Here is a 19,652-nt window from a genome sequence, read left to right as displayed (position 1 = left end):
CCCTGTTTTTGCTACGCGTTTACCCAAGCCCACAAGGTTATGGCGCAGCTACTTCACCACAACGCTTTCGGCTACACAGCCCGCTGCCCCCGGGCAGCTGGCTTCGTGCACCTGTGCTTCGGCAACCTAGGGCTGGCGCTTACCCCCGCCGAGCTGGCCGATTTCCGCACCCGCATTGCCACCACCTACCGGCAGTGCACCTCCGCCTCCTGCCCTCCGTGCGACCCCGACGCTCGCTGCATTGCCGTGCCCACGCCTGCCACGCGCATGGCTATGGTGTTCACGCTTGGTGAGCTGACGCAACTCGCGGAGCTGCTCGATTGCACGGCGCTGTTTCTGGAAGCCGAAGCCTTGCTGCAGCCCGACGCTTAAGTGCCGGGCCGCGCAGCCAGCGCATCGAGCAGGCCAAACAAAAACCGCTGGCTGGGCCCTAGGTGCGTCATGCCGCGGCGCAGCTCGGCAGCTGTTTGCACATGAGGCGCGGGCACCAGCTCGTGCCCGTCGTGCAGCAGCATCTGCTCCAGTATTTCGGGCGTCATCTCGGGGTGAAACTGCAGCCCCGTCACCCGCGTGCCGTAGGCAAAGCCCTGCTGCGCACACGCCGCCGAGGCACCTAGGGGCACAGCACCCGTGGGCAGCGAAAAGGTGTCGCCGTGCCAGTGCAGGAAAGTGGCCTGCGCGCCGGCATGGGCAAACAGCGGATGCCGTTGCGCTTCGGCCGTAAACTGCACCGGGTAAAAGCCGATTTCGGGCTCGGGGTTGGGCGCTACTCCGGCCCCGAGCGCATGGGCCACCAGCTGCGCGCCCAGGCAAATGCCCAGCACGGTTTTGCCCGCGGCGATAGCCTGGCCGATAAGTGCTTTTTCGGCGGGCAGCCACCCGAAACGGTCGTCGTCGTGCACGCTCATGGCGCCGCCCAGCACCACCAGCCAATCCAGCTCTTCCAAGGCCGGCACGCGCGGGTCGGGCTGGTCGAACCGGGTAACGCTTAGCTGATGGTTGTGCTGCCGCGCCCAATCGGAAATCAGGCCCGGTGTTTCGAACGGAATGTGTTGCAGGCAATGGATGCGCATGGCCTACTTCAGGTCGTCGTGCTCGAGGTAGAGGCTGCGCGTGACCTTGAGCGACAATTTGCGGCCGCCTGCTTCGCCGCTGATGGTGGCCGGAGTGGTAATCGGCTCGACGCTGGCCGCGAGGCGGGGCTGGGTGAGTACGAGGCTGCCTTGCTGGGCCAGCTGCTTGCGCAGGCGGGCATCGGGCAGGCTCACGCGCAGCACCTGATCGAAGTTGGGCCGGGCCCCGATGCGGTGCACCAGAAACTGCTCCTGCTCGTTGCCCAGCAGCACGTACTCCGCTTTGGCATCGGGGTCGGGGTGGGGCTGCAGCTGCTTGGCGTACAAAACTTTGGCAATGCGCACCGTTACGCCGCCGGCAATGGCGGTGCCGCCCCGCTCGAAGTGCCCGCGGTACAGCGTAGCCTTAAACGGGCGCGGTTGCTGCAGCATGGCGGGCAGCACAAACCGCTCGGGCTCCAGGGTATACACCTGCTCATCCGGGAACTGGCGTTGGCTGCGGGCGTAGGCCGCCCGGGCCGAGTCGCTGAGGGTAACCTCGAGCAGCACTTGGTAATCGTGCGGGCTGTTGAACATGGCCAAGTGCGAGGCGTACACGCGGCCCGTGCCAAATACCAGCATCCCGTGCACGCCGGGGCGGTCGGGGGTGGTAAGCGGAGCGGGGGAGTGCTGCCCGTGCTGGGCTTGGGAGGTAGCTTGTACCAGTAGGAGCGCTGCGGCCAGGGCTACACAGTGCTTAACCCGGCGAAGGGTAGTAACCATTTGTCAGAGGTCGACAAAAAGGGGGATTGCCAATACGCGGCACCGCAGTAAATATAACATTTGTTTGAACCTGCGCGAAGTGGAGGGCCTCGCAGGACGGGCCTGAGGCACGGTTCCGCGGCCTCACCCCCCGGCCCCTCTCGAAGGAAGAAGGGGGCCACGGCGGCGCGGCCGTCAGCAACGATTCCGTGCAACGATTGCGGCGGCTGCGGCTGGTGCCTACGCCGCCGCAGCCCTAGGTGCTGGTGGCAGCAAGCGGCATACAGGAGCGCTATTATCAGCCCGATAACCCCGCAGATGGCAACAGGTTCGGCGAGAATCAGCCGCAGCTTAACATGAAGCAGCAACCCGTAAAAAAGCCGCCCCGGTTTCCCGAGGCGGCTGGCAACTCATTAACTGCCCAACTATTCCCACTCAATCGTTGCGGGCGGCTTGGAGGAAATGTCGTACACCACGCGGTTGATGCCGCGCACCTGGTTGATGATGCGGTTCGATACATCGGCCAGGAACTCGTAGGGCAAGTGCGCCCAGTCGGCCGTCATGCCATCCACGCTGGTTACGGCGCGCAGGGCTACCACTTGCTCGTAGGTGCGCTCGTCGCCCATTACGCCCACGCTCTGGATGGGCAGCAGAATGGTGCCCGCCTGCCATACCTTTTCGTAGAGGCCGGTTTGGTGCAGCGCGTCGATGAAAATAGCGTCGGCTTCCTGCAGCAGGCGCACTTTCTCGGGCGTGATGTCGCCCAGGATGCGGATGCCCAGGCCGGGGCCGGGGAAGGGGTGCCGGTGCAAAATGTGGTGCGGCAGACCTAGGGTGTCGCCCACTTCGCGCACCTCGTCTTTGAACAGCATGCGCAGCGGCTCCACCACTTTCAGGTGCATGCGCTCGGGCAGGCCGCCCACGTTGTGGTGGCTCTTGATGGTTACGGCCGGGCCTTTCACCGACACCGACTCAATTACATCGGGGTAAATGGTGCCTTGCGCCAGCCACCGCGCGCCTTCTACTTTGTGCGCCTCGCGGTCGAACACTTCAATGAAGGTGCGGCCAATGGCTTTGCGCTTCTGCTCGGGGTCGGAGAGGCCCGCCAGGGCCGCGTAAAACTCCTGCGAGGCATCCACGCCGGTTACGTTCAGGCCCAGGCCCTGGTAGGAGTGGAGCACGCTCTCGAACTCTTCTTTGCGCAGCAGGCCGTTGTTCACAAAAATGCCGTGCAACCTAGGGCCGATGGCCCGGTGCAGCAGCAGCGCCGCCACCGACGAATCGACGCCACCCGACAAACCCAGAATCACCTGATCATCGGGGCCGATGGTTTGCTGCAGCGCGGCCACGGCGCCATCCACGAAGTGCTCGGGCGTCCAGTCCTGCGCGCAGCCGCAGATATCCACCACAAAGTTGGCCAGCAGCTGCTTGCCCTGCGTGGAGTGCGTTACCTCCGGGTGAAACTGAATGCCGTAGGTGGGCTGATCTTCAATCTGGAAAGCGGCCACCCGCACCTCGGGCGTGCTGGCAATTACGTGGTAGTTATCGGGCAGCGTCTTGATCGTGTCGCCGTGCGACATCCACACCTGCGAGTTTGGGCTGATGCCCTGCATGAGCGGGTTTTCGGGGCGCAGGTCGGCGAGGCGGGCCCGGCCGTATTCCCGGATGGTAGCCGGCAGCACTTCGCCGCCGGCCTGGTGGGCCAGCAACTGCGCCCCGTAGCACACGCCCAATACCGGCACCTTGCCCAGGTACTTGCTCAGGTCGGGGTTGGGGGCTTCGGGGTCGCGCACCGAGCAGGGAGAACCCGAAAGCACAACGCCCCGGATATCCTCAGTGAGGTCCGGGGCGTGCGTGAAGGGGTGGATTTCGCAGAAGACGTTCAGCTCGCGGACGCGCCGCGCTATCAGCTGCGTGTACTGCGACCCGAAATCAAGGATCAAAATCTGTTGAGGCATGGGCAAAGGTAGGGCGCCGAAGCCGAGCTATCCAACCCCTGGGCACTTTGCCAGCCGCAAAATAAGCCACCAGGCACCGGCACGCCCATAGCCCGAATAGCTATATAGTACCAAACTTGGATAGTGCCAATGGCTTGTTTCAATTTATTGATAAACAGCGGGTAAACGCAATTCCGTCGTTGCAGGGTAAGGGTATAATTAGTTTTTTTACAGAATACCCCGAACTCCGCTTTACCACCTGCTGCTTGAAAAAACTTCTACTTCTGCTCCTAGGCCTGCCCTTGTTTTCGTGGGCCCAAACTTCGCCCGATAGTACCGCCGCCAGGCCGCCGGCGGCCTGGCAGGGCGGCCTGCTTATCGGGCACGATTTGTTTCGCGTAACCAATCCGCAGCCGGGCTTTGTGGTGGGCCAATACCAGATTATTCCGCGCCTCACCACGCCTTCGGCCGGTTTCCGGATCGGGTTTTGGGCGCGCCACAACTTTGGCGGCCCCGCCCGGCGCTGGTTTGTGCAGCCCGAACTCACGTACTCGCGCAGCCAAAGCTGGCACCACATCAACAACACCGCCCGGCAGCCCAACTCCGATGATTTCTGGACGATGTCGTCGGCGCAGGATTGGCAGCGGCTCAACGTGGCCTTGCCGGTAGGATACCGCTTGGGCAAGCGCGTGCGCTTGTTGGGCGGGGCCGCCTTTGCCGTGCGCATTCCTACCGGCTACGAGCGCGCGGAGCAGGATTACGAAACGCGCATTGTGAGCAGCATCAACCACAGCATGCGCCGGCATGGCTTTGCCCTGCAGGCCGGCGTGGGCTACGATGCAGGCCGCGTGCTGCTTACCGCGCGCTACGAACGCGGCCTTACCAAAGCCGCTACCGAAATAAACCTGGATGAGCGCGAGTACGGCTTTGTGCACTACGTGAGCCAGTTGAGCTTTGGTATGGCCTTGCGGCTGCTTCCCTTTAAGCCCTGAAAACCGCACAAAAGCAGAAAAAACGCAGCCGGGCTTGCAATTGCGCGGCCCGCTGTGTTACCTTTGCAACGGCGAATCAGTACGACCAGCTCCTGCTGAACTCCCCCAGGACCGGAAGGTAGCAAGGGTAGGTGGTTGAGCGGTGCGATACTGGTTCGCTTTTTTTTTTGTGCCTGCCCCAACTAGCCGAGGCGAAGGTTCGTTTCCTTCGCCGCCAACAAACGGTTAGCTTTGGGGCATCTTTTGTTTTTAGGGCTTTAAGCTTTTTCGGATGAAGTTTTTCATTGATACCGCCAACCTGAAGGACATTCAGGAAGCTGTGGAGCTGGGCGTGCTCGACGGCGTTACCACCAACCCCTCGCTGATGGCAAAAGAAGGCATCGGCGGCCACGACAACGTAATGGCGCACTACAAGCGCATTTGCGAGCTGGTGGACGGCGACGTGTCGGCGGAAGTAATTGGCACCACCTACGACGAGATTGTGCGCGAAGGCGAGGCCCTGGCCGAGCTGCACCCCAACATTGTGGTGAAAGTGCCCATGATCCGCGAAGGCGTGAAGGCCATCAAGCACTTCTCCGAAAACGGCATCAAAACCAACTGCACACTGATTTTCTCGGCTGGCCAGGCGCTGCTGGCGGCCAAAGCCGGTGCCACCTACGTGTCGCCCTTCGTCGGCCGCCTCGACGATATCGGCCACGATGGCCTGCAGCTGATTGAGCAAATCGTGCAGATTTTCGGCAACTACGGCTACCCCACGCAAGTACTGGCCGCTTCGCTGCGCCACGTGCCGCACCTGATTCAGTGCGCCGAAATCGGGGCTGACGTGGTTACTTGCCCGCTCAACGTAATTACGGGCCTGCTGAACCACCCCCTCACCGACAAAGGCCTGGCTACCTTCCTGGCCGACCACAAGCGCGTAAACGCGTAAGGAGTGGGAATTATGAATTGAGAATTATGAATTATGAATTATGCACGGCCCCAACGGCCAATTCATAATTCATAATTCATAATTCATAATTGAAAAAGCGGTGTACATCATCAAAGTCAAAGGCAAGGCCAAGATTCCGGATTACATTCAGCTGCGCGACAACGAGTTCGTGCTGATTGCCTATTTCCGCGCCGACCGCCCCCTGAAAGACCTGCACCGCTACGGCCTGGAAGGAAAGGAAACCGAACTGGCCGCCGTAATTGAGCAGCTCGAGTTTGGTAAGCTGCAGCCGCTCAACCTGTAGCACAATTGCTGGGGTAACCAGTTAGTCCTTTTTCCTTGAGCCCGGCCCTAGGTGCCCAAACGCATAACCTTCGCACAGGACCCGCAACAGCCGCTATTCAACGCCCCCATGGACAACGCCGCCGTTATTGAGCTTCGCGACGCATACATTATGCAGGACGTGAACACCGTGCTGCAGAACGTATCGTTTGAGCTGGGTAAGGGCGAGTTTGCTTATCTGGTGGGCCGTACCGGCTCGGGCAAAAGCTCGTTGCTGAAAACCCTGTACGCCGATTTGCCCCTGCACGAGGGCATGGGAACCGTGGTGGGCTACTCGCTGCGCAACCTGGCGCCCGAAAAAGTGCCCTACCTGCGGCGCAAGCTGGGCATCGTGTTTCAGGACTTTCAGCTGCTCTACGACCGCACCGTGGCCCAAAACCTGCTGTTTGTGCTGCAGGCCACCGGTTGGCGCGACAAAGCCAAAATGAAGCAGCGCGTGCAGGATGTGCTCATGCGCGTGGGCCTGACGGGCGTAACCGGCAAAATGCCCCACCAGCTCTCGGGCGGCGAGCAGCAGCGCGTGGTAATTGCCCGCGCCCTGCTCAACGAGCCGATGCTACTGCTGGCCGACGAGCCCACCGGCAACCTCGACCCCGACGTGACCGACGGCATCATGCGGCTGTTTATGGAAATCAACAACGCCGGCACGGCCGTACTGATGGCTACGCACAACTACGAGCTCATTCGGCGCTACCCCAAGCGCGTGTTTCGCTGCGAGGAAGGCAAGCTGCGCGTCATCACCAACGACGACCTGCGGGTAAGTACCTGGCTTTAGCCGCCCGGGCGCGCTGCTACCTAGGTCTGTTTTGCTGCCTCACGCTCAGCCACCTGCTGCCATGCCCGGCCTGTCGGTTCTCATTCCGGTGTACAACTGCGATGTGCGGGCGCTGGTGCAGGCACTGGTAAACCAGGCTGCCACCTGGCCCGGCCCCCTCGAGCTGCTGTGCTTCGACGATGCCTCTGCGGAAGCATTTAGAAAACTGAACCGCGAAATAGCTGACTGGCCCGGTGTGCGCTACCACGAGCTGCCGCGCAACCTAGGGCGCGCGGCCATTCGCAACCGCCTGGCTGCCGCGGCCAGCCACCCGTGGCTGCTGCTGCTCGATAACAACACACGCATTACCAGCCCCGACTTTTTGGCGCGCTACGCTGCCGCGCAGCATACAGCGCCGGTAATCGTTGGTGGTTCGGTATACTCCGAAACGCCTCCGGCCAACATGCGCCAGCACCTGCGCTGGCACTACGGCCGCACCCGCGAGGCCCGCCCCGCCGCCGAGCGTCAGCAAGCGCCCTACGCGCAGTTCAACCTCAAAAACGTGCTGATTAGCGCGGCCGTGTTCCGGCAGTTTCCGCTTGATGAAACCCTGACGCAGTACGGCCACGAGGATACCAAGCTGGGCTGGCAGCTACGCCAGCAGGGCGTGCCCGTTCACCACTTGCCCAACCCCGTGGAGCACGCCGTGCTTGAGCCGGCCGAGGAGTTTCTGGCAAAAAGCCAGGCGGCCGTGCGCAACCTGCTGCAGCTCTACCGCGCCAGCGGCCTCGGCGCCGATACCCGCCTGCTGAGCACCGCGCTGCGCCTGCGGCACCTAGGGCTGGCCGGCGTAGCAGCCCGGGCGCTGGCCGTGGCGCAGCCGTGGCTCCGGCACCGGGTGCTGGGCCCGCGCCCCGATTTGCGCAGCCTCGATCTGCTGAAGCTGCTGTGGTTGCTGCAGGCATGGCAACGCCCCCCCGAAAACAAAAAGCCGACCTAGGACAGGTCGGCTTTTTCGTGCAATAGGCAGTGGGGTAGTAAGGCAGTTGCTTAGTCGTTGTCGGTGTTTTTTACTTCCGACTTCACTTCCTTGTAGGCGCCCTTCACGGCACCGCCTACCTTCTGGCCTACGTTCTTGCCGGTTTCGGCGGCGTCTTTGCCTACTTCTTTGGCATCGGAGCCGGCGTTGCGGGCCGATTGCTCCAGGCGTACGCCCGAGCCTTTGGCAGCGGCCTCTTCGCGCTTGCCGGTAGCCAGGTCGGCGCCCTGCGATACGCGGGTTTCGGCTTTGTCGTACGACTTAAAGGCGGCGTACTTCAGCTTTTCCTTGGCAATTTCGGCCTTGTCGCCGGTGCTTACGTCGCCCTTAATCTGCTCGTACTTTTGGTCGAGGGCACGCCACTCAGCGTTGATGTTGCGCCAGTCGTTGATGTCGTAGCGGTCCTCGTTCTGCTTCACCATCTGAATGAAGTTCTCGTAGGTTTGGCGCGCGTTGGCAGCGGTGAGGCTACCGGCGAGGTTGCTGGGCTTGTAGTATTTGCCCATAGCCCCGGCGCCCGAGGTGGCGTTCATCGAGCTGCTGCCACTGGCCGAGCTGCCGCCCGTGGTGGTGTTCATAGCCACGGCGCCGCGGTTGCGGTACGTTTCTTCGCGGCGGGTGTAGGCCGTGTTGTAGCGGGTTTTCAGCTGCTCGTACTCCGTTTTGCGGGCGTCGTCCCAGGTGGCCATGTCGGCCTCGGCGGCGGCAACTTTGCTGTCGTAGTCGCTTTTCAGCTGAGTGCTTTCTTCGTTGTACTCGGCTTCGGTGATGTCGCCCATGCTGTCGGCGCGGGCCTCGGTATTGGCTACAAACGTTTTAAAGTCGTTGTAGGCATCGTTGGTGGCAGCGGCCGTTTCGTTGGCGGCTTCCTGGCGCTCGGCGCGGTTGCAGCTGGCTTGGCTGAAAGCAATGCCGCCGCCCAGCAACAGCAGGGCCAGGGCATGCGTGGAAATGGTTTTCTTAAGCATGATGATCAGACGTTTGGTGGGAAGGAAGCCGCTTGCGGCAGCGGCTATCTTGGCCCGCTTAACGCAAGCGTTACATAGTAGGTTACGCATGTTTGCCGCTGAGGATAGCTGCGCCGGCCGTTTTTCGAAGCCGCGCATCCTATTCAAACTCCGCAGCTGCGCTATATTTCGGCTTTTCAGCGCTGTTTTGCCGGTTCCCTTGCATTCTGTTTTGCCTCCCGTACCCATTCGGCTGCTCGATTTGCCGGCGCAGCACGCTCCCATTCAGGCTGAGCTGGATGCGGCCCTGCACCGCGTGATGCAGGCCGGCGACTTTATTCAGGGCACCGAAGTGCAGCTGTTTGCCGACGAGCTGGGCGCTTACCTGGGCGGCGCACACGTGGTACCCTGCGCCAACGGCACCGATGCCCTGCAGCTGGCCCTGATGAGCCTGGGCCTGCACCCCGGCGACGAAGTAATCGTGCCCGCGTTTACCTACGTGGCCTCGGCCGAAGCAGTAGCGGTGCTGGGCCTGAAACCGGTGCTGGCTGATGTGCTGCCCGACACCTTTACGCTCGACGCCGCTGCCGCCGCAGCCGCCATTACCCCGCGCACCCGGGCCGTTATGGCCGTGCACCTCTACGGCCAGTGCGCCGACCTGAACGCCTTGCAGCAGCTTTGCCGCCAGCACGGCCTCGCCCTCATCGAAGACAACGCCCAGGCCATTGGGGCCACCTGGCAGCTGCCCGACGGCCGCCGCGCCCCGGCAGGCACGGTAGGAGAGGTGGGCACTACGTCGTTTTTCCCCTCCAAAAACCTAGGGGCCATGGGCGACGGCGGCGCCCTGCTCACCGCCGATGCCACCCGCGCCGCGCAGCTCTACGAGCTGGCTAACCACGGCCAGCGCCGCGGCCAGAAATACGTGCACCACCGCATCGGCCTTAACTCGCGCCTGGATACCCTGCAGGCTGCCGTGCTGCGCGCGAAGTTGCCGCACCTAGGCCCCTGGACGGCCGCCCGCCAGCGCGTGGCAACCGCGTACGACGCGGCCTTGGCCGGCCTGGCCGGCCTGCAGGTACCCGCCCGGCAATCCGGCAGCACGCACGTGTTTCATCAGTACACCATCCGGCTCGAAAACCCAGCCCGGCGCGACGCACTGCAGCAGCACTTGCGGCAGCACGGCGTGCCCTCGGTGGTGTATTACCCGGTGCCCCTGCATCTGCAGCCGGCTTACCAGTACCTAGGGCACGGGCCGGGCGCGTTTCCCGTGGCCGAGCAACTGTGCGCCACGGTGCTTTCGCTGCCCATCCACCCCACGCTCACGCCCGAGCAGGTGCGCTACGTAAGCGCGGCGGTGCAGGCCTGGGCCCAGGCCTAGGTGCAACTGGCACTGTTTTTTCTTGCGCCCGTACAAGTTGTCATCAACCCGAATACTACGCTCATGACCCGCTCCTTTCTTGGCCTGCTGGCGGGCCTCACGGCACTAGCCGGCCTCACCACTGCTGCTATCAACAAGCCCCACCAAGGCTTCAATATTTTCTCCGTCGATCAGGACATTGCCCTGGGCGCCCAGGTAGCCCACCAAACCGACTCGCTGTACCAGGCCAAGGGCCAGCTGCTTTCGCGCAGCGGCAACGCCCGCGCCTACCAGCTGCTCGATGGCGTGGTGAAGCGCGTGCTCGACAACGGCAACATCAAGTACCGCAACCAGTTTGCCTGGGACGTCAAGATCATTAAAGACGACCAGATGCAAAACGCGTTTGCCACCCCCGGCGGCCACATCTACGTGTTTACGGGCCTGATCAAGTTCCTCGACAACGAAAGCCAGCTGGCCGGGGTAATCGGCCACGAAATTGCCCACGCCGACCGCCGCCACAGCACCCAGCTGCTGCAGCGCCAGTACGGCATCAGCCTGCTGATGGGCGTGGTGCTGGGCAAAAACCCCAACATGCTCACCCAAATTGCCGCCGGCCTGGGCCAGCTCAAGTTCAGCCGCACTTTCGAGCAAGAGGCCGACAAGTACTCTACCGTGTACCTCAACGGCACGCGCTACTACGCCTGCGACGGGGCGGCCGGCTTCTTCATCAAGGCCGAAAAGCAAGGCGGTGCCCGCTCGCCCGAGTTCCTGAGCACGCACCCCAACCCCGGCTCGCGCGTTACGAGCATCCAGAACAGCGCCCGGCAGCTAGGCTGCACCAACCGCTCGGTGGCCAACGGCAACTTCGAGGAGCTGAAGCGTATTCTATAAGTTCGGTTCGCGCGTTTCAGCGAAAGCGCTCCGTTGCGGCTGCAGCGGAGCGCTTTATTGTTTATCAAACGATGAACAAGGCTTGCGGAATCCGCTTTTTTCGGAGCTTGCGGTGTGTTTTCAGCAAGTACCTCTGCTACCGGAATGGGCGCGGCTGCGCTGCCAGTGGTTCGTTTTGTAATCTGTGGCGTGGGCCACATTGGGCGGCGCCACGCCGCCTTGGTAGCGCGCAACCCCGCGGCGCGTTTGGTAGCTCTTATCGATAGGAACCCGGCGTTGCGGGCTGGGCTGCAGACGGAGTTTCCGGGGGTGCCACTCTTTACTTCGCTCGATGAGTACCTAGGCCAAGGCCCTGCAGCCGATGTGCTGACGGTAGCCACGCCTAATTACCTGCACGCCGAGCAGGCCACGCGGGCCCTGCGGCAAGGCCTGCATGTAGTTGTCGAAAAACCCATGGCCCTGCACCGCGCCGATGCCGAGGCCATTGTGCAAACCGCGCAGCAAACCAACCGGCTGGTGTTTGGCGTGATGCAGAACCGCTACTCGCCGCCTGCGGCCTGGCTTAAGCAGGTGTACGACGCGGGCCACCTAGGGCAAGTGTACCTGGTGCAAATCAATTGCTTCTGGAACCGCGATGCGCGCTACTACCGCCCCGGCTCCTGGCACGGCACGCAGGCCCACGATGGCGGCACGCTGTTCACGCAGTTCAGCCACTTCGTCGATTTGCTGTACTGGGTATTCGGCGACATCACCAACCTCGCGGCCCGGTTTCGCAACTTCAACCATCAGGGCCTCACCGAGTTCGAGGACTCGGGCCTGGTTACCTTCGATCTGGAGCGCGGCGGCAGCGGCACCCTGCAGTACAGCACCAGCGTGTGGGATCGTAACCTCGAAAGCTCCATTACGGTGGTGGCCGAGCACGGCAGCCTGCGCATCGCCGGCCAGTACATGGATAAGGTGGAGTACTGCCACATCCGCAACTACCAACTGCCCGCGCTGGCCCGCACCAACCCCGCCAACGACTACGGCGCCTACCAGGGCAGCGCCGCCAACCACGTGCACCTCATCGAGAACGTGATTGATACCTTACAGCACCGCACCGTGGCCACCACCAATGCCCACGAAGGCCTGAAGGTGGTGGAGATAATCGAACGGATTTACAGCCTGAAGTAAGGCCTACTGCACAAACGTGACGCGCCGGATCAGGCCGTTCTCTACTTCGTAAATGGCCACGGCCTCCAGCACCTGGCCGTTGGGCAGGCCCGTTACCCGCTCGTGGTCGATAACCTTGTTGCCCAGCACCGTGCGGTGCATAATCTGGCAATGCAGGTCAGGGGTTTGGGCGAAAAACTGGCCGTAGCCCTCGCGCAGTTTGGCAACGCCCTTGGAGCGTAGCGTGGCCGGAAACGTAAGCAGCTCTACCTGCTCGTGGTAGGTAGCGGCAAAAGCATCGAGGTTGCGGGCGTTGTAGGCGTCCAGCTGCCGTTGCACCACTTGCTCGGCCTCCGAAAGCGCCGGTGCGGGCGCTGGCTCCGGGGCGGGAGCCGGTACCACGGGCTGAGCCGGCCGGGCAGCAGGCGCGGGCCGCTTAACGGGGCGTTTTTGGGCGTGTACGGCCGGAGCCCCCAACAACAGCAGCAAGCAAAGTAAAGCGGGTTTCATTAAGCTGAAAGTAGGAGTGGTATCTTGAAAGCGGCCCGCTAATAAACGGCTAAATCGGCGAACCAGCGGGCCGGGTGCCGGCGTGCGTACCCTGCGCCGCTCTGGCTGCGTACTTGGCTTTCATTCACCTAGGCCCCGCCCTCCTCCATGACGCCCCACGAACAGCAAGCCTACCACGAGCTCCGGGCCTGGCAACAGCGCATGCAGCGGCCGCCCTCGACGCTAAACCGCTTTGCGCGCCACGTACAAACCCGCCTGAACGCCCTGTTGCCCGAGCGGGTGCACAAGGCCCTTACCTCGGCCATCAAGCAAATGGTGCGCGGGGTGTTGTTCGGGTCGATGCACACCACGCGCCAGCCCTTGCTGCAGGCTGCTTTGGCCGAGCGCGAAGCCGCCGTGCGTACGCGCATCAAGTATTACCGCAACACGGCCGCGGCCGAAGGCGCCGTTACCGGAGCGGGCGGGTTTTTGCTGAGCTTGGCCGACTTCCCGTTGCTGCTCGGCATCAAGCTGAAGCTGCTTTTCGATGTGGCCGCGCTCTACGGCTACAACGTGCACGATTACAAAGAGCGCCTCTATCTGCTGCACGTATTTCAGCTGGCCTTCAGCAGCCAGCAAACGCGCAACGAGGTGTACCAGCGGCTGGCCAACTGGGAGGCCTACCGCCAAACCCTGCCCACCGATGTAAACACCTTCGACTGGCGCACGTTTCAGCAGGAGTACCGCGACTACATCGACCTGGCCAAGCTGGCCCAACTGTTGCCCGTGGTGGGGGCGGCCGTGGGGCTGGTGGCCAACTACCGCCTGCTCGAGCAGCTCGGCGAAACCGCCATGAACTGCTACCGCATGCGCTTGTTGCCGGCCTCGTAAGCCCGCCACGGCACCTAGGCCAGCGGCTGGTTTGCACAATCCGCGGATTGCGGGCTACCTTTGCGGCATCAATTCTTTACTCTGAAGGATTGTTTTTATACAGAGGCGTGGAGAGACAGGCTCCCTGAAGCGCCGGCAACCCTCCGGATCATCCGGAACGGTGCCAATTCCTGACCATATAAAAACAAGTAGCTGTGGGCTTTACCTGCCACTTTCCCGTTTCCGGTTTCCATCGTGCATCCGCACACCGCTTGTTTGCCAGCGCCGCTACGGCCGCGCATGCACCCGCGTGTGCTGTGGGTTGTTGTTGTTGAGGCCAACAGGCGCCGCATAGCCGGGCTGCCCGGGGAGTGGTGCTGCGGCACGCTCCCGCTGCCCCGGGCAAGCGCCGCCACCTAGGGCCTGGCCCAAGCCACGCCCAACCTTTTTGGTAATCTTTTCATCGTAAGCCTGTTGGCTGCCCGCTTAGCCTGCCCCGCGCAGGCGCGCGGCGGGTGCCAGGGCGCTTTTTCGTTCGCACGGGCGCTAGCCCGTGTACCCATTTTTGTATGCTTAAAAAATCATTGGAGCTGCTGCGGCAAGAGGCCGCCGAGAGCGGTACGCACACGCTTAAGCGTAGCCTGGGGCCGTTCAACCTTATTGCCATTGGGGTAGGGGTAATCATCGGGGCGGGCCTGTTTTCGCTCACGGGCATTGCCGCCGCCAACCACACCGGCCCGGCTATTACGCTCTCGTTTATCGTGGCCGCGGTGGGCTGCGCGTTTTCGGCCTTGTGCTACGCCGAGTTTGCCTCCATGGTGCCGGTGGCCGGCTCGGCCTACACGTATTCCTACGCCACCATGGGCGAACTGTTTGCCTGGATTATCGGCTGGGATTTGGTGCTGGAGTACTCGGTGGGCGCCGCTACCGTGGCAATCAGCTGGTCGAACTACCTAGGCAAGTTCCTGAGCAAGTACGACATCCACCTGCCCCCGCAGCTGATGATGTCGCCGTGGGAAACGGCTACGCTGGCCGACGGCAGCACCGTAAGCGGGCTGATAAACCTGCCGGCCGTGCTGATCGTGCTGGCCATTACGGCCATTATCGTGCGCGGCACGCAAGGTTCGGCGTGGTTCAACGCCATCGTGGTGGCCCTCAAAGTGTCGGTGGTGCTGGTGTTTATTGCCCTGGGTTGGCAGTACATCGACCCCAGCAACTACCAGCCGTACATCCCCGAAAACACGGGTACCTTCGGCGAGTTTGGCTGGAGCGGCATCTTGCGCGGCGCGGGCGTGGTGTTCTTCGTGTTCATCGGCTTCGATATCGTGGCTACCATGGCGCAGGAGGCCAAAAATCCGCAGCGCAACATGCCCATCGGCATCATCGGCTCGCTGCTGGTGTGCACCGTGTTGTTCGTGCTCTTCGGCTACGTCATGACGGGCCTCGCCAACTACACCGAGTTCAAAGACAGCGCCGCGCCGGTGGCCATTGCCATCGAAAAAACGCCCTACGGCTGGCTGAGCACGGCCATCATCGGGGCCATCCTCATCGGCTACACCTCGGTAATCCTGGTTGATTTGCTGGGCCAGTCGCGCGTGTTCTTCTCCATGTCGCGCGACGGGCTGCTGCCCCAAGTCTTCTCGCAGATTCACCCCAAGTTCCAGACGCCGCTGAAGTCGAGCCTGCTGCTGGGCTTGTTCATTAGCCTGTTCGCCGGCTTTGTGCCCATCCGGGTAGTGGGCGAAATGTGCAGCATCGGTACGCTGCTGGCCTTCGTGATGGTGTGCGTGGGCGTGCTGATTATGCGCAAGCGCGAGCCCAACGCCCCGCGGGCCTTCCGTACGCCGTGGGTACCGGTGGTGCCCATCCTGGGCATCGTTACCTGCCTGGTGATGATGTTCTCGCTGCCCCAGGACACCTGGATACGCCTGTTCGTGTGGCTGGCCATCGGCTTGGTTATTTACTTCCTGTACGGCAAAAAGAACAGCAAGCTGGGCCAGGGTCAGCTGGTAAAAACCGCCGTGGAGCCGGCCGGCAATACCGTTGCCTAGGCCTGCCGGGGCGCTGGCTACCTAGTACGGTTCTATCATTTTGCACCGGGCCCGCGGCACTGCCGCGGGCCCGGTTTGCTTTTGCGTGTATTTTGCCGCCTTATAAGCCGCATTCAATGGAACACATTTATCCGCAAGAACCCTACATGATGGCCGCGCCCGCCACCCCGCGCCGCCCCAAAAAAGCGTACCCCACGTACGCCGAAAGCTGGTGGGTACTCGGGTGGTTTCTACTAGCCTCGCTTATTGCGGGCATCCCGCTGGTGGTGCTTTCGCAGTGGTTGCCCGAGGCCCAGGCCGAAACCTACGGCATTGCTTTGGCCTCGCTCGCCATGCCGTTGCTGGTGTGGTTTCTGCAGCGAACGGAAGGCCCCGGCCGCATTGTGCCGGCCAGCTGGCACGGCCGCCTCGATGGCCCGGGGCTGTATGCCTTGCTAGCCCTCACCACGGTGGCGCTGCTGTTCGTGCGGCTGCCCGTTCATTGGCTGAATTTGCCTACCTGGTCGTTGCCCGACATGCTGCTGAAGCTGATGGCGCACCCCGTACTCTGCTTTGTGGTGGTATGCGTAATGGCGCCGGTATTTGAGGAGTGGTTGTTTCGGGGCGTGCTGCTGCCGGGCCTCGCGCGCAACTACGGGCCTACCAAGGCCATTGTGCAAACCAGCGTGCTGTTCGGCATCATCCACTTCAACCCGGCGCAGTCGTTGTCGGCGGCCATGCTGGGCCTGTTTCTGGGTTGGCTGTACCACCGCACCGGTTCGCTGCGGGCCTGCATTCTGGTGCACGGCGTCAACAACTTCATTGCCTGGCTGGGCATGTTCATGATCCGCAACGACAAAGACGCCTTGGCCCAAATGACGAAGTACCAAGCACCAAGCTGGTCCGTGGCCGCTGCAGCCCTAGGTTCGGCGGTGGTGCTGGCGCTGGTGGTGCGCTACCTGCAGCAGGCTACCCACGAGCCCGCCGATGCGGCGCCGGCCGATGCGCCGGCCGCCCCGGTTGTCGAAACGGCGCCGTAGGCACCGTGCCTGCGCATAATTAACTTCTTGCAATCCTGGGCCGGACGAAGCTACGCTTTGCTCCGGCCCAGGATTTTTTGCAGCAAGGGCATGGCTTCGGGCACTGCGCGGGTTGCCAGCACCAGGGCGCCGTACACCGCGGTTAGGGCCGCCGAGCGCACCAACATCGTCAGCCACGCGGAGGGGAGGGTGGGCACCAGCCAGCCGGCCACGCCCGCCAGGGCAGCAATACCGAGCAGCAGCGGTATGCGCTTGTCGAAAGGCTGTAGCCCGTAGCTGTACCACACAAACCACGTGCGCGCCACGTTGATGAGCACCAAAGCCAGCGAGGTAGCCGCCGCCGAGCCCGCCAGCCCGTAGCGCGGAATCAGCACGAGGTTGAGCAGCACGGTAAGCGCGGCCAGCGAGGCGTTGAAAATGAGGTCGTAGCGGTAGCGCGGCGAGGTAACCACAATCAGCGCGTTTACGCCGGTAATGCCATCGAACAGGCGCCCCACCAGCAGGAGCAGCACGGCCGTGGCGCCGGCAGCGTACTCCGGCTTCATGAGGGAGTAAATAAAATCGAGGTTGAGGCCGATGCCCAGGGCCAGGTAGCAGCCCAGCACGGTGTTGAGGCGCGTGGTGCTGCGGTAAAACTCGGCCATGCGCCCTAGGTCGCGTTGCTTCCAGTAATCGGCCAGCAGCGGAAAAGCAATTTTGTAGAGCGAGCGAAACGGGATGGTTAGCGCCGTGCTGATGTAGAAGGCCACGGTGTACACCCCGGCAGCGCCAATGTTGATGGTGGAGCCCACCATCAATCTATCAATCGAGCTGATAACCGTGCCGGAAATGTTGGAGAGAAGCGCAAAAGCCCCAAAACCAAGCAATTCGCCCATGGGCCGCACGTTGAGTACGGCGGTGCTTGGGCGGAGATGCAGCTCCCCGATGGCAGCAAGGTAAGCCGTAAGCAGCAGCGAGATGCCGCTGTTGAGGCCAATATACAGCAGCACGAACTGATGAAAGTTCAGCCAATCGTGGTCGTATGCCAGCGCGGCCCCTGCCACTAGTAGGCGCAGCAAAATTTCCTGTACAAACGACGAAAAGGCGGTATGATACAGGCCCTTGAGGTAGGCATCCTGCAGGGAGTAGAGCAACGTGAACAAAGCCAGTACGCAGCCCCACAAATAATACGGCCCGAGCAACGAGGCATCCTTGGCGTATTGCGCCATGATCAGGGGCCGACCCAGGATGTACAACGCCGTGATGGCGGCAAATCCCAGCATGGGCACGCCCAGCAAAAAGGGCAAAAAGCCTTGGTGGCCGGCCTCGCGGTTGCGGAAGTACGGGAAGAACCGAATGCCCATGCTCGCAAAGCCCATGGCCGAGAGCTGGGCGTAAATGGTGGCAATGGCAATCAGCAGCTGCGTGAGGCCTAACTGCTCGGTTTCCAGGATTCTGGGCAACACGAAAACCGTGTTGACGAACCCCAGCCCCAGGCCGATGTAGGAAATGATAGTATTGCGCAGCCCTTGGCGCTGGACGATGCCCAAAATGGTGGATAAGTGGATGAGTAGATGAGCGAATGCGTAGCGGAGTGGCTGAGTGGATGCGTGGCTGAGTGGATGCGTGGGTTAGCCCTGGTTAGCATCCTACTATCCACTCATCTGCTCATTTATTCATCCAAGCATCCGCTATTTGCCCGCCCGTGATGAACGCGGCATGACGGCTGCGAAGGTAGCGTACCAACGCGTGGAACTGCTTAGGTCCGTTGAGATGGTTGCGCCGCGAAAAGTTTTCGTTGTGCCACAGCAGCGTGAACACCCCGCCAAAATGCTCGATTTCAGCCAACATGGGCCGCACGGCCGGCAGAATTTCCTCGGGGCCGAGCTGCAGGTAGTTGGGGTGGTGCAGGGTCGCGTCCATCAGGTTCAGGGGGATTTCCAGAAACCGATGGCAGCCGCCCGTGGCAAAGTTATAAGGCCAGAAGGGCAGGCAGTAGCTGTGCCGAAAGCCAAAGTGCTCGGCAAAACCCAGGGTGGTATCAAACTGCACGCCGGCCTCGTCGAGTACATCGGGGGTGGTTTGCGGCTCCCAGCTGAGGTAATGAAAGCGGTTGCCCCGAATAGGAGGCGGCAGCTGGCCGATTTCGCGCTGCAGCGCCGCGGCACTGCCGCTGGTACCAATGCTGCCGTGTACCCCAATTTCGGCCCCGCCCGAGCGCAGGCGCTGCAGGCAGCGCTGGTAGCGCGGGTGGCGCACGTCGTAATCGGCGTTGGGCGTGCCGTTGGGGGCCGGGCGCGCGTTGCCGAGCATGAAGAACGTGGAAATCTGGCCATGAATGGCCACTTCGCGCTGCACTACGTCGAGGTTGTCCCAGGCATCGCGCCCGCCCAACCGGCGCGTGAGCAACGACACGAACGTGCCCACCTCGCCCGCCTGCAGCGCTTTTTTGCCTTCGGCTTTCCAGCCGCTGCGGCAATTGTCCACGTCGTGGGTTATCCAGCAGGCAAAGGGCGCTTGCTGCGGCCAGGGGCGCCGGGGCAAGGGGTGGCCCAGCACGTGCTCCACGGCCGTGCGCAGCAGCTCGAAATAGTAGTTTACCACCGGCACCGCCACAAAATCGTAGCGTTGCTGCACGCTGGCGCGGTACGGAAATCGGCCGTGGTGGTCGCGCTCGGGCGAGTAGTACTCCTGCCAGCCGCTGAGCAGGTAAAAGGCGTTGGCCACCACATCGGCCTGAATGGTGGCGCGGCCCGGTGCCAGCGTAAGCAGTTCGGCGGGGAGCTTGGGTTGAAAGAAAAAGGGCAGTTTGCGGCCCGCCCACTCGCGCCACACGGGCTCGGCGGGGTAGGGCTCGGCCTGCTCGAAGAAGTTGGTGCTTTGCGCCGCTACCTGCACCGGTGCCCCGGGGTGCTGCCCCGCGTAGCCAATGGCCAGCGGCTCGGCATCGTAGGCCGACCAGAAATGCCGCAGCACGTACGCCAGCATGTTTTGCTGGAGCTCGGGCGCCGCCGCGGGCCGCCGGGGCATGGTTGAGGGTGCGGTTGGCATCGGGGCTAAAATAGCGGCTTTGCCCTAGGTATGCCAGTGT

19 protein-coding genes, 1 other RNA gene and 1 riboswitch are annotated in these 19,652 nt (G+C 62.5%); of the genes, 13 read left to right on the top strand and 7 right to left on the bottom strand.

Features of this window, described 5'->3' with window-relative positions:
- Nucleotides 1-39 precede the first annotated feature (39 nt).
- Nucleotides 40-372 carry a DUF6686 family protein gene (locus tag OIS50_RS07355; protein WP_264693666.1) on the top strand — a complete coding sequence of 111 codons (333 nt, stop codon included), beginning with the start codon at nt 40-42 and terminating at the stop codon, nt 370-372.
- Here OIS50_RS07355 and OIS50_RS07350 read toward each other — a convergent pair.
- From OIS50_RS07350 to guaA, 3 genes are all read right to left on the bottom strand, one after another.
- Complete coding sequence (locus tag OIS50_RS07350; RefSeq protein WP_264693665.1) at nt 369-1,073, bottom strand: type 1 glutamine amidotransferase; 705 nt, start codon at nt 1,071-1,073, stop codon at nt 369-371. The two genes, OIS50_RS07355 and OIS50_RS07350, sit on opposite strands and share 4 nt — an antisense overlap.
- A gap of 3 nt (nt 1,074-1,076) precedes the next feature.
- Nucleotides 1,077-1,835 carry a hypothetical protein gene (locus OIS50_RS07345; RefSeq protein WP_264693664.1) on the bottom strand — a complete coding sequence of 253 codons (759 nt, stop codon included), beginning with the start codon at nt 1,833-1,835 and terminating at the stop codon, nt 1,077-1,079.
- A 404-nt stretch (nt 1,836-2,239) separates the two neighbouring features.
- A complete protein-coding gene (guaA, locus tag OIS50_RS07340) occupies nt 2,240-3,772 on the bottom strand; it encodes a glutamine-hydrolyzing GMP synthase (protein WP_264693663.1) in 1,533 nt (510 codons plus the stop codon).
- Between the two features lie 245 nt (nt 3,773-4,017).
- Between guaA and OIS50_RS07335 the strand changes: the two genes are divergently transcribed.
- The 6 genes from OIS50_RS07335 (at nt 4,018) to OIS50_RS07310 (ending at nt 7,767) form a co-directional block, all read left to right on the top strand.
- The gene (locus OIS50_RS07335; RefSeq protein ID WP_264693662.1) at nt 4,018-4,743 is read left to right on the top strand and encodes a PorT family protein; all 726 of its coding nucleotides are present in this window, start codon (nt 4,018-4,020) and stop codon (nt 4,741-4,743) included.
- A 68-nt stretch (nt 4,744-4,811) separates the two neighbouring features.
- Nucleotides 4,812-4,908, top strand: an RNA gene (gene ffs, locus OIS50_RS07330) — signal recognition particle sRNA small type.
- A gap of 106 nt (nt 4,909-5,014) precedes the next feature.
- Nucleotides 5,015-5,671, top strand: coding sequence for a fructose-6-phosphate aldolase (gene fsa / locus OIS50_RS07325; RefSeq protein ID WP_264693661.1), 657 nt, complete (start codon nt 5,015-5,017; stop codon nt 5,669-5,671).
- A gap of 100 nt (nt 5,672-5,771) precedes the next feature.
- Nucleotides 5,772-5,975 (top strand): fructose-6-phosphate aldolase, encoded by a 204-nt coding sequence (locus OIS50_RS07320; RefSeq protein ID WP_264693660.1) that lies wholly within the window; start codon nt 5,772-5,774, stop codon nt 5,973-5,975.
- Nucleotides 5,976-6,083: 108 nt separating this feature from the next.
- Nucleotides 6,084-6,788 (top strand): cell division ATP-binding protein FtsE, encoded by a 705-nt coding sequence (locus tag OIS50_RS07315; RefSeq protein ID WP_264693659.1) that lies wholly within the window; start codon nt 6,084-6,086, stop codon nt 6,786-6,788.
- 61 nt (nt 6,789-6,849) lie between these two features.
- Nucleotides 6,850-7,767, top strand: a complete 918-nt coding sequence (locus OIS50_RS07310) for a glycosyltransferase family 2 protein (protein ID WP_264693658.1) — start codon at nt 6,850-6,852, stop codon at nt 7,765-7,767.
- A 50-nt stretch (nt 7,768-7,817) separates the two neighbouring features.
- Here the strand turns inward: OIS50_RS07310 and OIS50_RS07305 are convergent, their stop codons facing one another.
- Entirely contained in the window at nt 7,818-8,774 is a 957-nt protein-coding gene (locus tag OIS50_RS07305) for a DUF6565 domain-containing protein (RefSeq protein ID WP_264693657.1), read from the bottom strand.
- 211 nt (nt 8,775-8,985) lie between these two features.
- Between OIS50_RS07305 and OIS50_RS07300 the strand changes: the two genes are divergently transcribed.
- The 3 genes from OIS50_RS07300 to OIS50_RS07290 all read left to right on the top strand — a co-directional run bounded on the left by OIS50_RS07300 (nt 8,986) and on the right by OIS50_RS07290 (nt 12,174).
- Nucleotides 8,986-10,131 carry a DegT/DnrJ/EryC1/StrS family aminotransferase gene (locus OIS50_RS07300; RefSeq protein ID WP_264693656.1) on the top strand — a complete coding sequence of 382 codons (1,146 nt, stop codon included), beginning with the start codon at nt 8,986-8,988 and terminating at the stop codon, nt 10,129-10,131.
- Nucleotides 10,132-10,194: 63 nt separating this feature from the next.
- Entirely contained in the window at nt 10,195-11,001 is an 807-nt protein-coding gene (locus tag OIS50_RS07295) for a M48 family metalloprotease (RefSeq protein ID WP_264693655.1), read from the top strand.
- A 165-nt stretch (nt 11,002-11,166) separates the two neighbouring features.
- Nucleotides 11,167-12,174 carry a Gfo/Idh/MocA family protein gene (locus tag OIS50_RS07290; RefSeq protein WP_264693654.1) on the top strand — a complete coding sequence of 336 codons (1,008 nt, stop codon included), beginning with the start codon at nt 11,167-11,169 and terminating at the stop codon, nt 12,172-12,174.
- Nucleotides 12,175-12,177: 3 nt separating this feature from the next.
- On the opposite strand, the gene OIS50_RS07285 is transcribed toward OIS50_RS07290, so the two are convergent.
- Nucleotides 12,178-12,663: a nuclear transport factor 2 family protein gene (locus OIS50_RS07285; RefSeq protein ID WP_264693653.1), complete on the bottom strand. Its 486-nt coding sequence runs from the start codon at nt 12,661-12,663 to the stop codon at nt 12,178-12,180.
- Nucleotides 12,664-12,810: 147 nt separating this feature from the next.
- Here OIS50_RS07285 and OIS50_RS07280 point away from each other — a divergent pair, with 147 nt between their 5' ends.
- From OIS50_RS07280 to OIS50_RS07270, 3 genes are all read left to right on the top strand, one after another.
- Nucleotides 12,811-13,533 (top strand): EcsC family protein, encoded by a 723-nt coding sequence (locus OIS50_RS07280; RefSeq protein WP_264693652.1) that lies wholly within the window; start codon nt 12,811-12,813, stop codon nt 13,531-13,533.
- 92 nt (nt 13,534-13,625) lie between these two features.
- A riboswitch (SAM riboswitch) is annotated at nt 13,626-13,718 on the top strand.
- 363 nt (nt 13,719-14,081) lie between these two features.
- Nucleotides 14,082-15,563, top strand: coding sequence for an amino acid permease (locus OIS50_RS07275; protein WP_264693651.1), 1,482 nt, complete (start codon nt 14,082-14,084; stop codon nt 15,561-15,563).
- Nucleotides 15,564-15,679: 116 nt separating this feature from the next.
- Complete coding sequence (locus OIS50_RS07270; RefSeq protein WP_264693650.1) at nt 15,680-16,582, top strand: CPBP family intramembrane glutamic endopeptidase; 903 nt, start codon at nt 15,680-15,682, stop codon at nt 16,580-16,582.
- Nucleotides 16,583-16,632: 50 nt separating this feature from the next.
- Here OIS50_RS07270 and OIS50_RS07265 read toward each other — a convergent pair whose 3' ends face one another.
- On the bottom strand, nt 16,633-18,111 hold the full coding sequence (locus tag OIS50_RS07265; RefSeq protein WP_264693649.1) for a lipopolysaccharide biosynthesis protein: 1,479 nt from the start codon (nt 18,109-18,111) through the stop codon (nt 16,633-16,635).
- Nucleotides 18,112-18,229: 118 nt separating this feature from the next.
- Nucleotides 18,230-19,591, bottom strand: coding sequence for a DUF7033 domain-containing protein (locus OIS50_RS07260; protein ID WP_264693648.1), 1,362 nt, complete (start codon nt 19,589-19,591; stop codon nt 18,230-18,232).
- Nucleotides 19,592-19,652: the final 61 nt, after the last annotated feature.

Source organism: Hymenobacter sp. YIM 151858-1 (assembly GCF_025979705.1).
Taxonomy (GTDB): domain Bacteria; phylum Bacteroidota; class Bacteroidia; order Cytophagales; family Hymenobacteraceae; genus Solirubrum.
Note: the sequence above shows the minus strand (reverse complement) of the source record. Positions and strands in the feature narration are given on the sequence as shown.

Bases quoted from the DNA above. Each gene is read 5' to 3' on its own strand.
- OIS50_RS07355 (WP_264693666.1), top strand. From the start codon at position 40: ATGGCGCAGCTACTTCACCACAACGCTTTCGGCTACACAGCCCGCTGC.
- OIS50_RS07350 (WP_264693665.1), bottom strand. From the start codon at position 1,073: ATGCGCATCCATTGCCTGCAACACATTCCGTTCGAAACACCGGGCCTG.
- OIS50_RS07345 (WP_264693664.1), bottom strand. From the start codon at position 1,835: ATGGTTACTACCCTTCGCCGGGTTAAGCACTGTGTAGCCCTGGCCGCA.
- guaA (WP_264693663.1), bottom strand. From the start codon at position 3,772: ATGCCTCAACAGATTTTGATCCTTGATTTCGGGTCGCAGTACACGCAG.
- fsa (WP_264693661.1), top strand. From the start codon at position 5,015: ATGAAGTTTTTCATTGATACCGCCAACCTGAAGGACATTCAGGAAGCT.
- OIS50_RS07315 (WP_264693659.1), top strand. From the start codon at position 6,084: ATGGACAACGCCGCCGTTATTGAGCTTCGCGACGCATACATTATGCAG.
- OIS50_RS07310 (WP_264693658.1), top strand. From the start codon at position 6,850: ATGCCCGGCCTGTCGGTTCTCATTCCGGTGTACAACTGCGATGTGCGG.
- OIS50_RS07305 (WP_264693657.1), bottom strand. From the start codon at position 8,774: ATGCTTAAGAAAACCATTTCCACGCATGCCCTGGCCCTGCTGTTGCTG.
- OIS50_RS07295 (WP_264693655.1), top strand. From the start codon at position 10,195: ATGACCCGCTCCTTTCTTGGCCTGCTGGCGGGCCTCACGGCACTAGCC.
- OIS50_RS07285 (WP_264693653.1), bottom strand. From the start codon at position 12,663: ATGAAACCCGCTTTACTTTGCTTGCTGCTGTTGTTGGGGGCTCCGGCC.
- OIS50_RS07280 (WP_264693652.1), top strand. From the start codon at position 12,811: ATGACGCCCCACGAACAGCAAGCCTACCACGAGCTCCGGGCCTGGCAA.
- OIS50_RS07275 (WP_264693651.1), top strand. From the start codon at position 14,082: ATGCTTAAAAAATCATTGGAGCTGCTGCGGCAAGAGGCCGCCGAGAGC.
- OIS50_RS07270 (WP_264693650.1), top strand. From the start codon at position 15,680: ATGGAACACATTTATCCGCAAGAACCCTACATGATGGCCGCGCCCGCC.
- OIS50_RS07260 (WP_264693648.1), bottom strand. From the start codon at position 19,591: ATGCCCCGGCGGCCCGCGGCGGCGCCCGAGCTCCAGCAAAACATGCTG.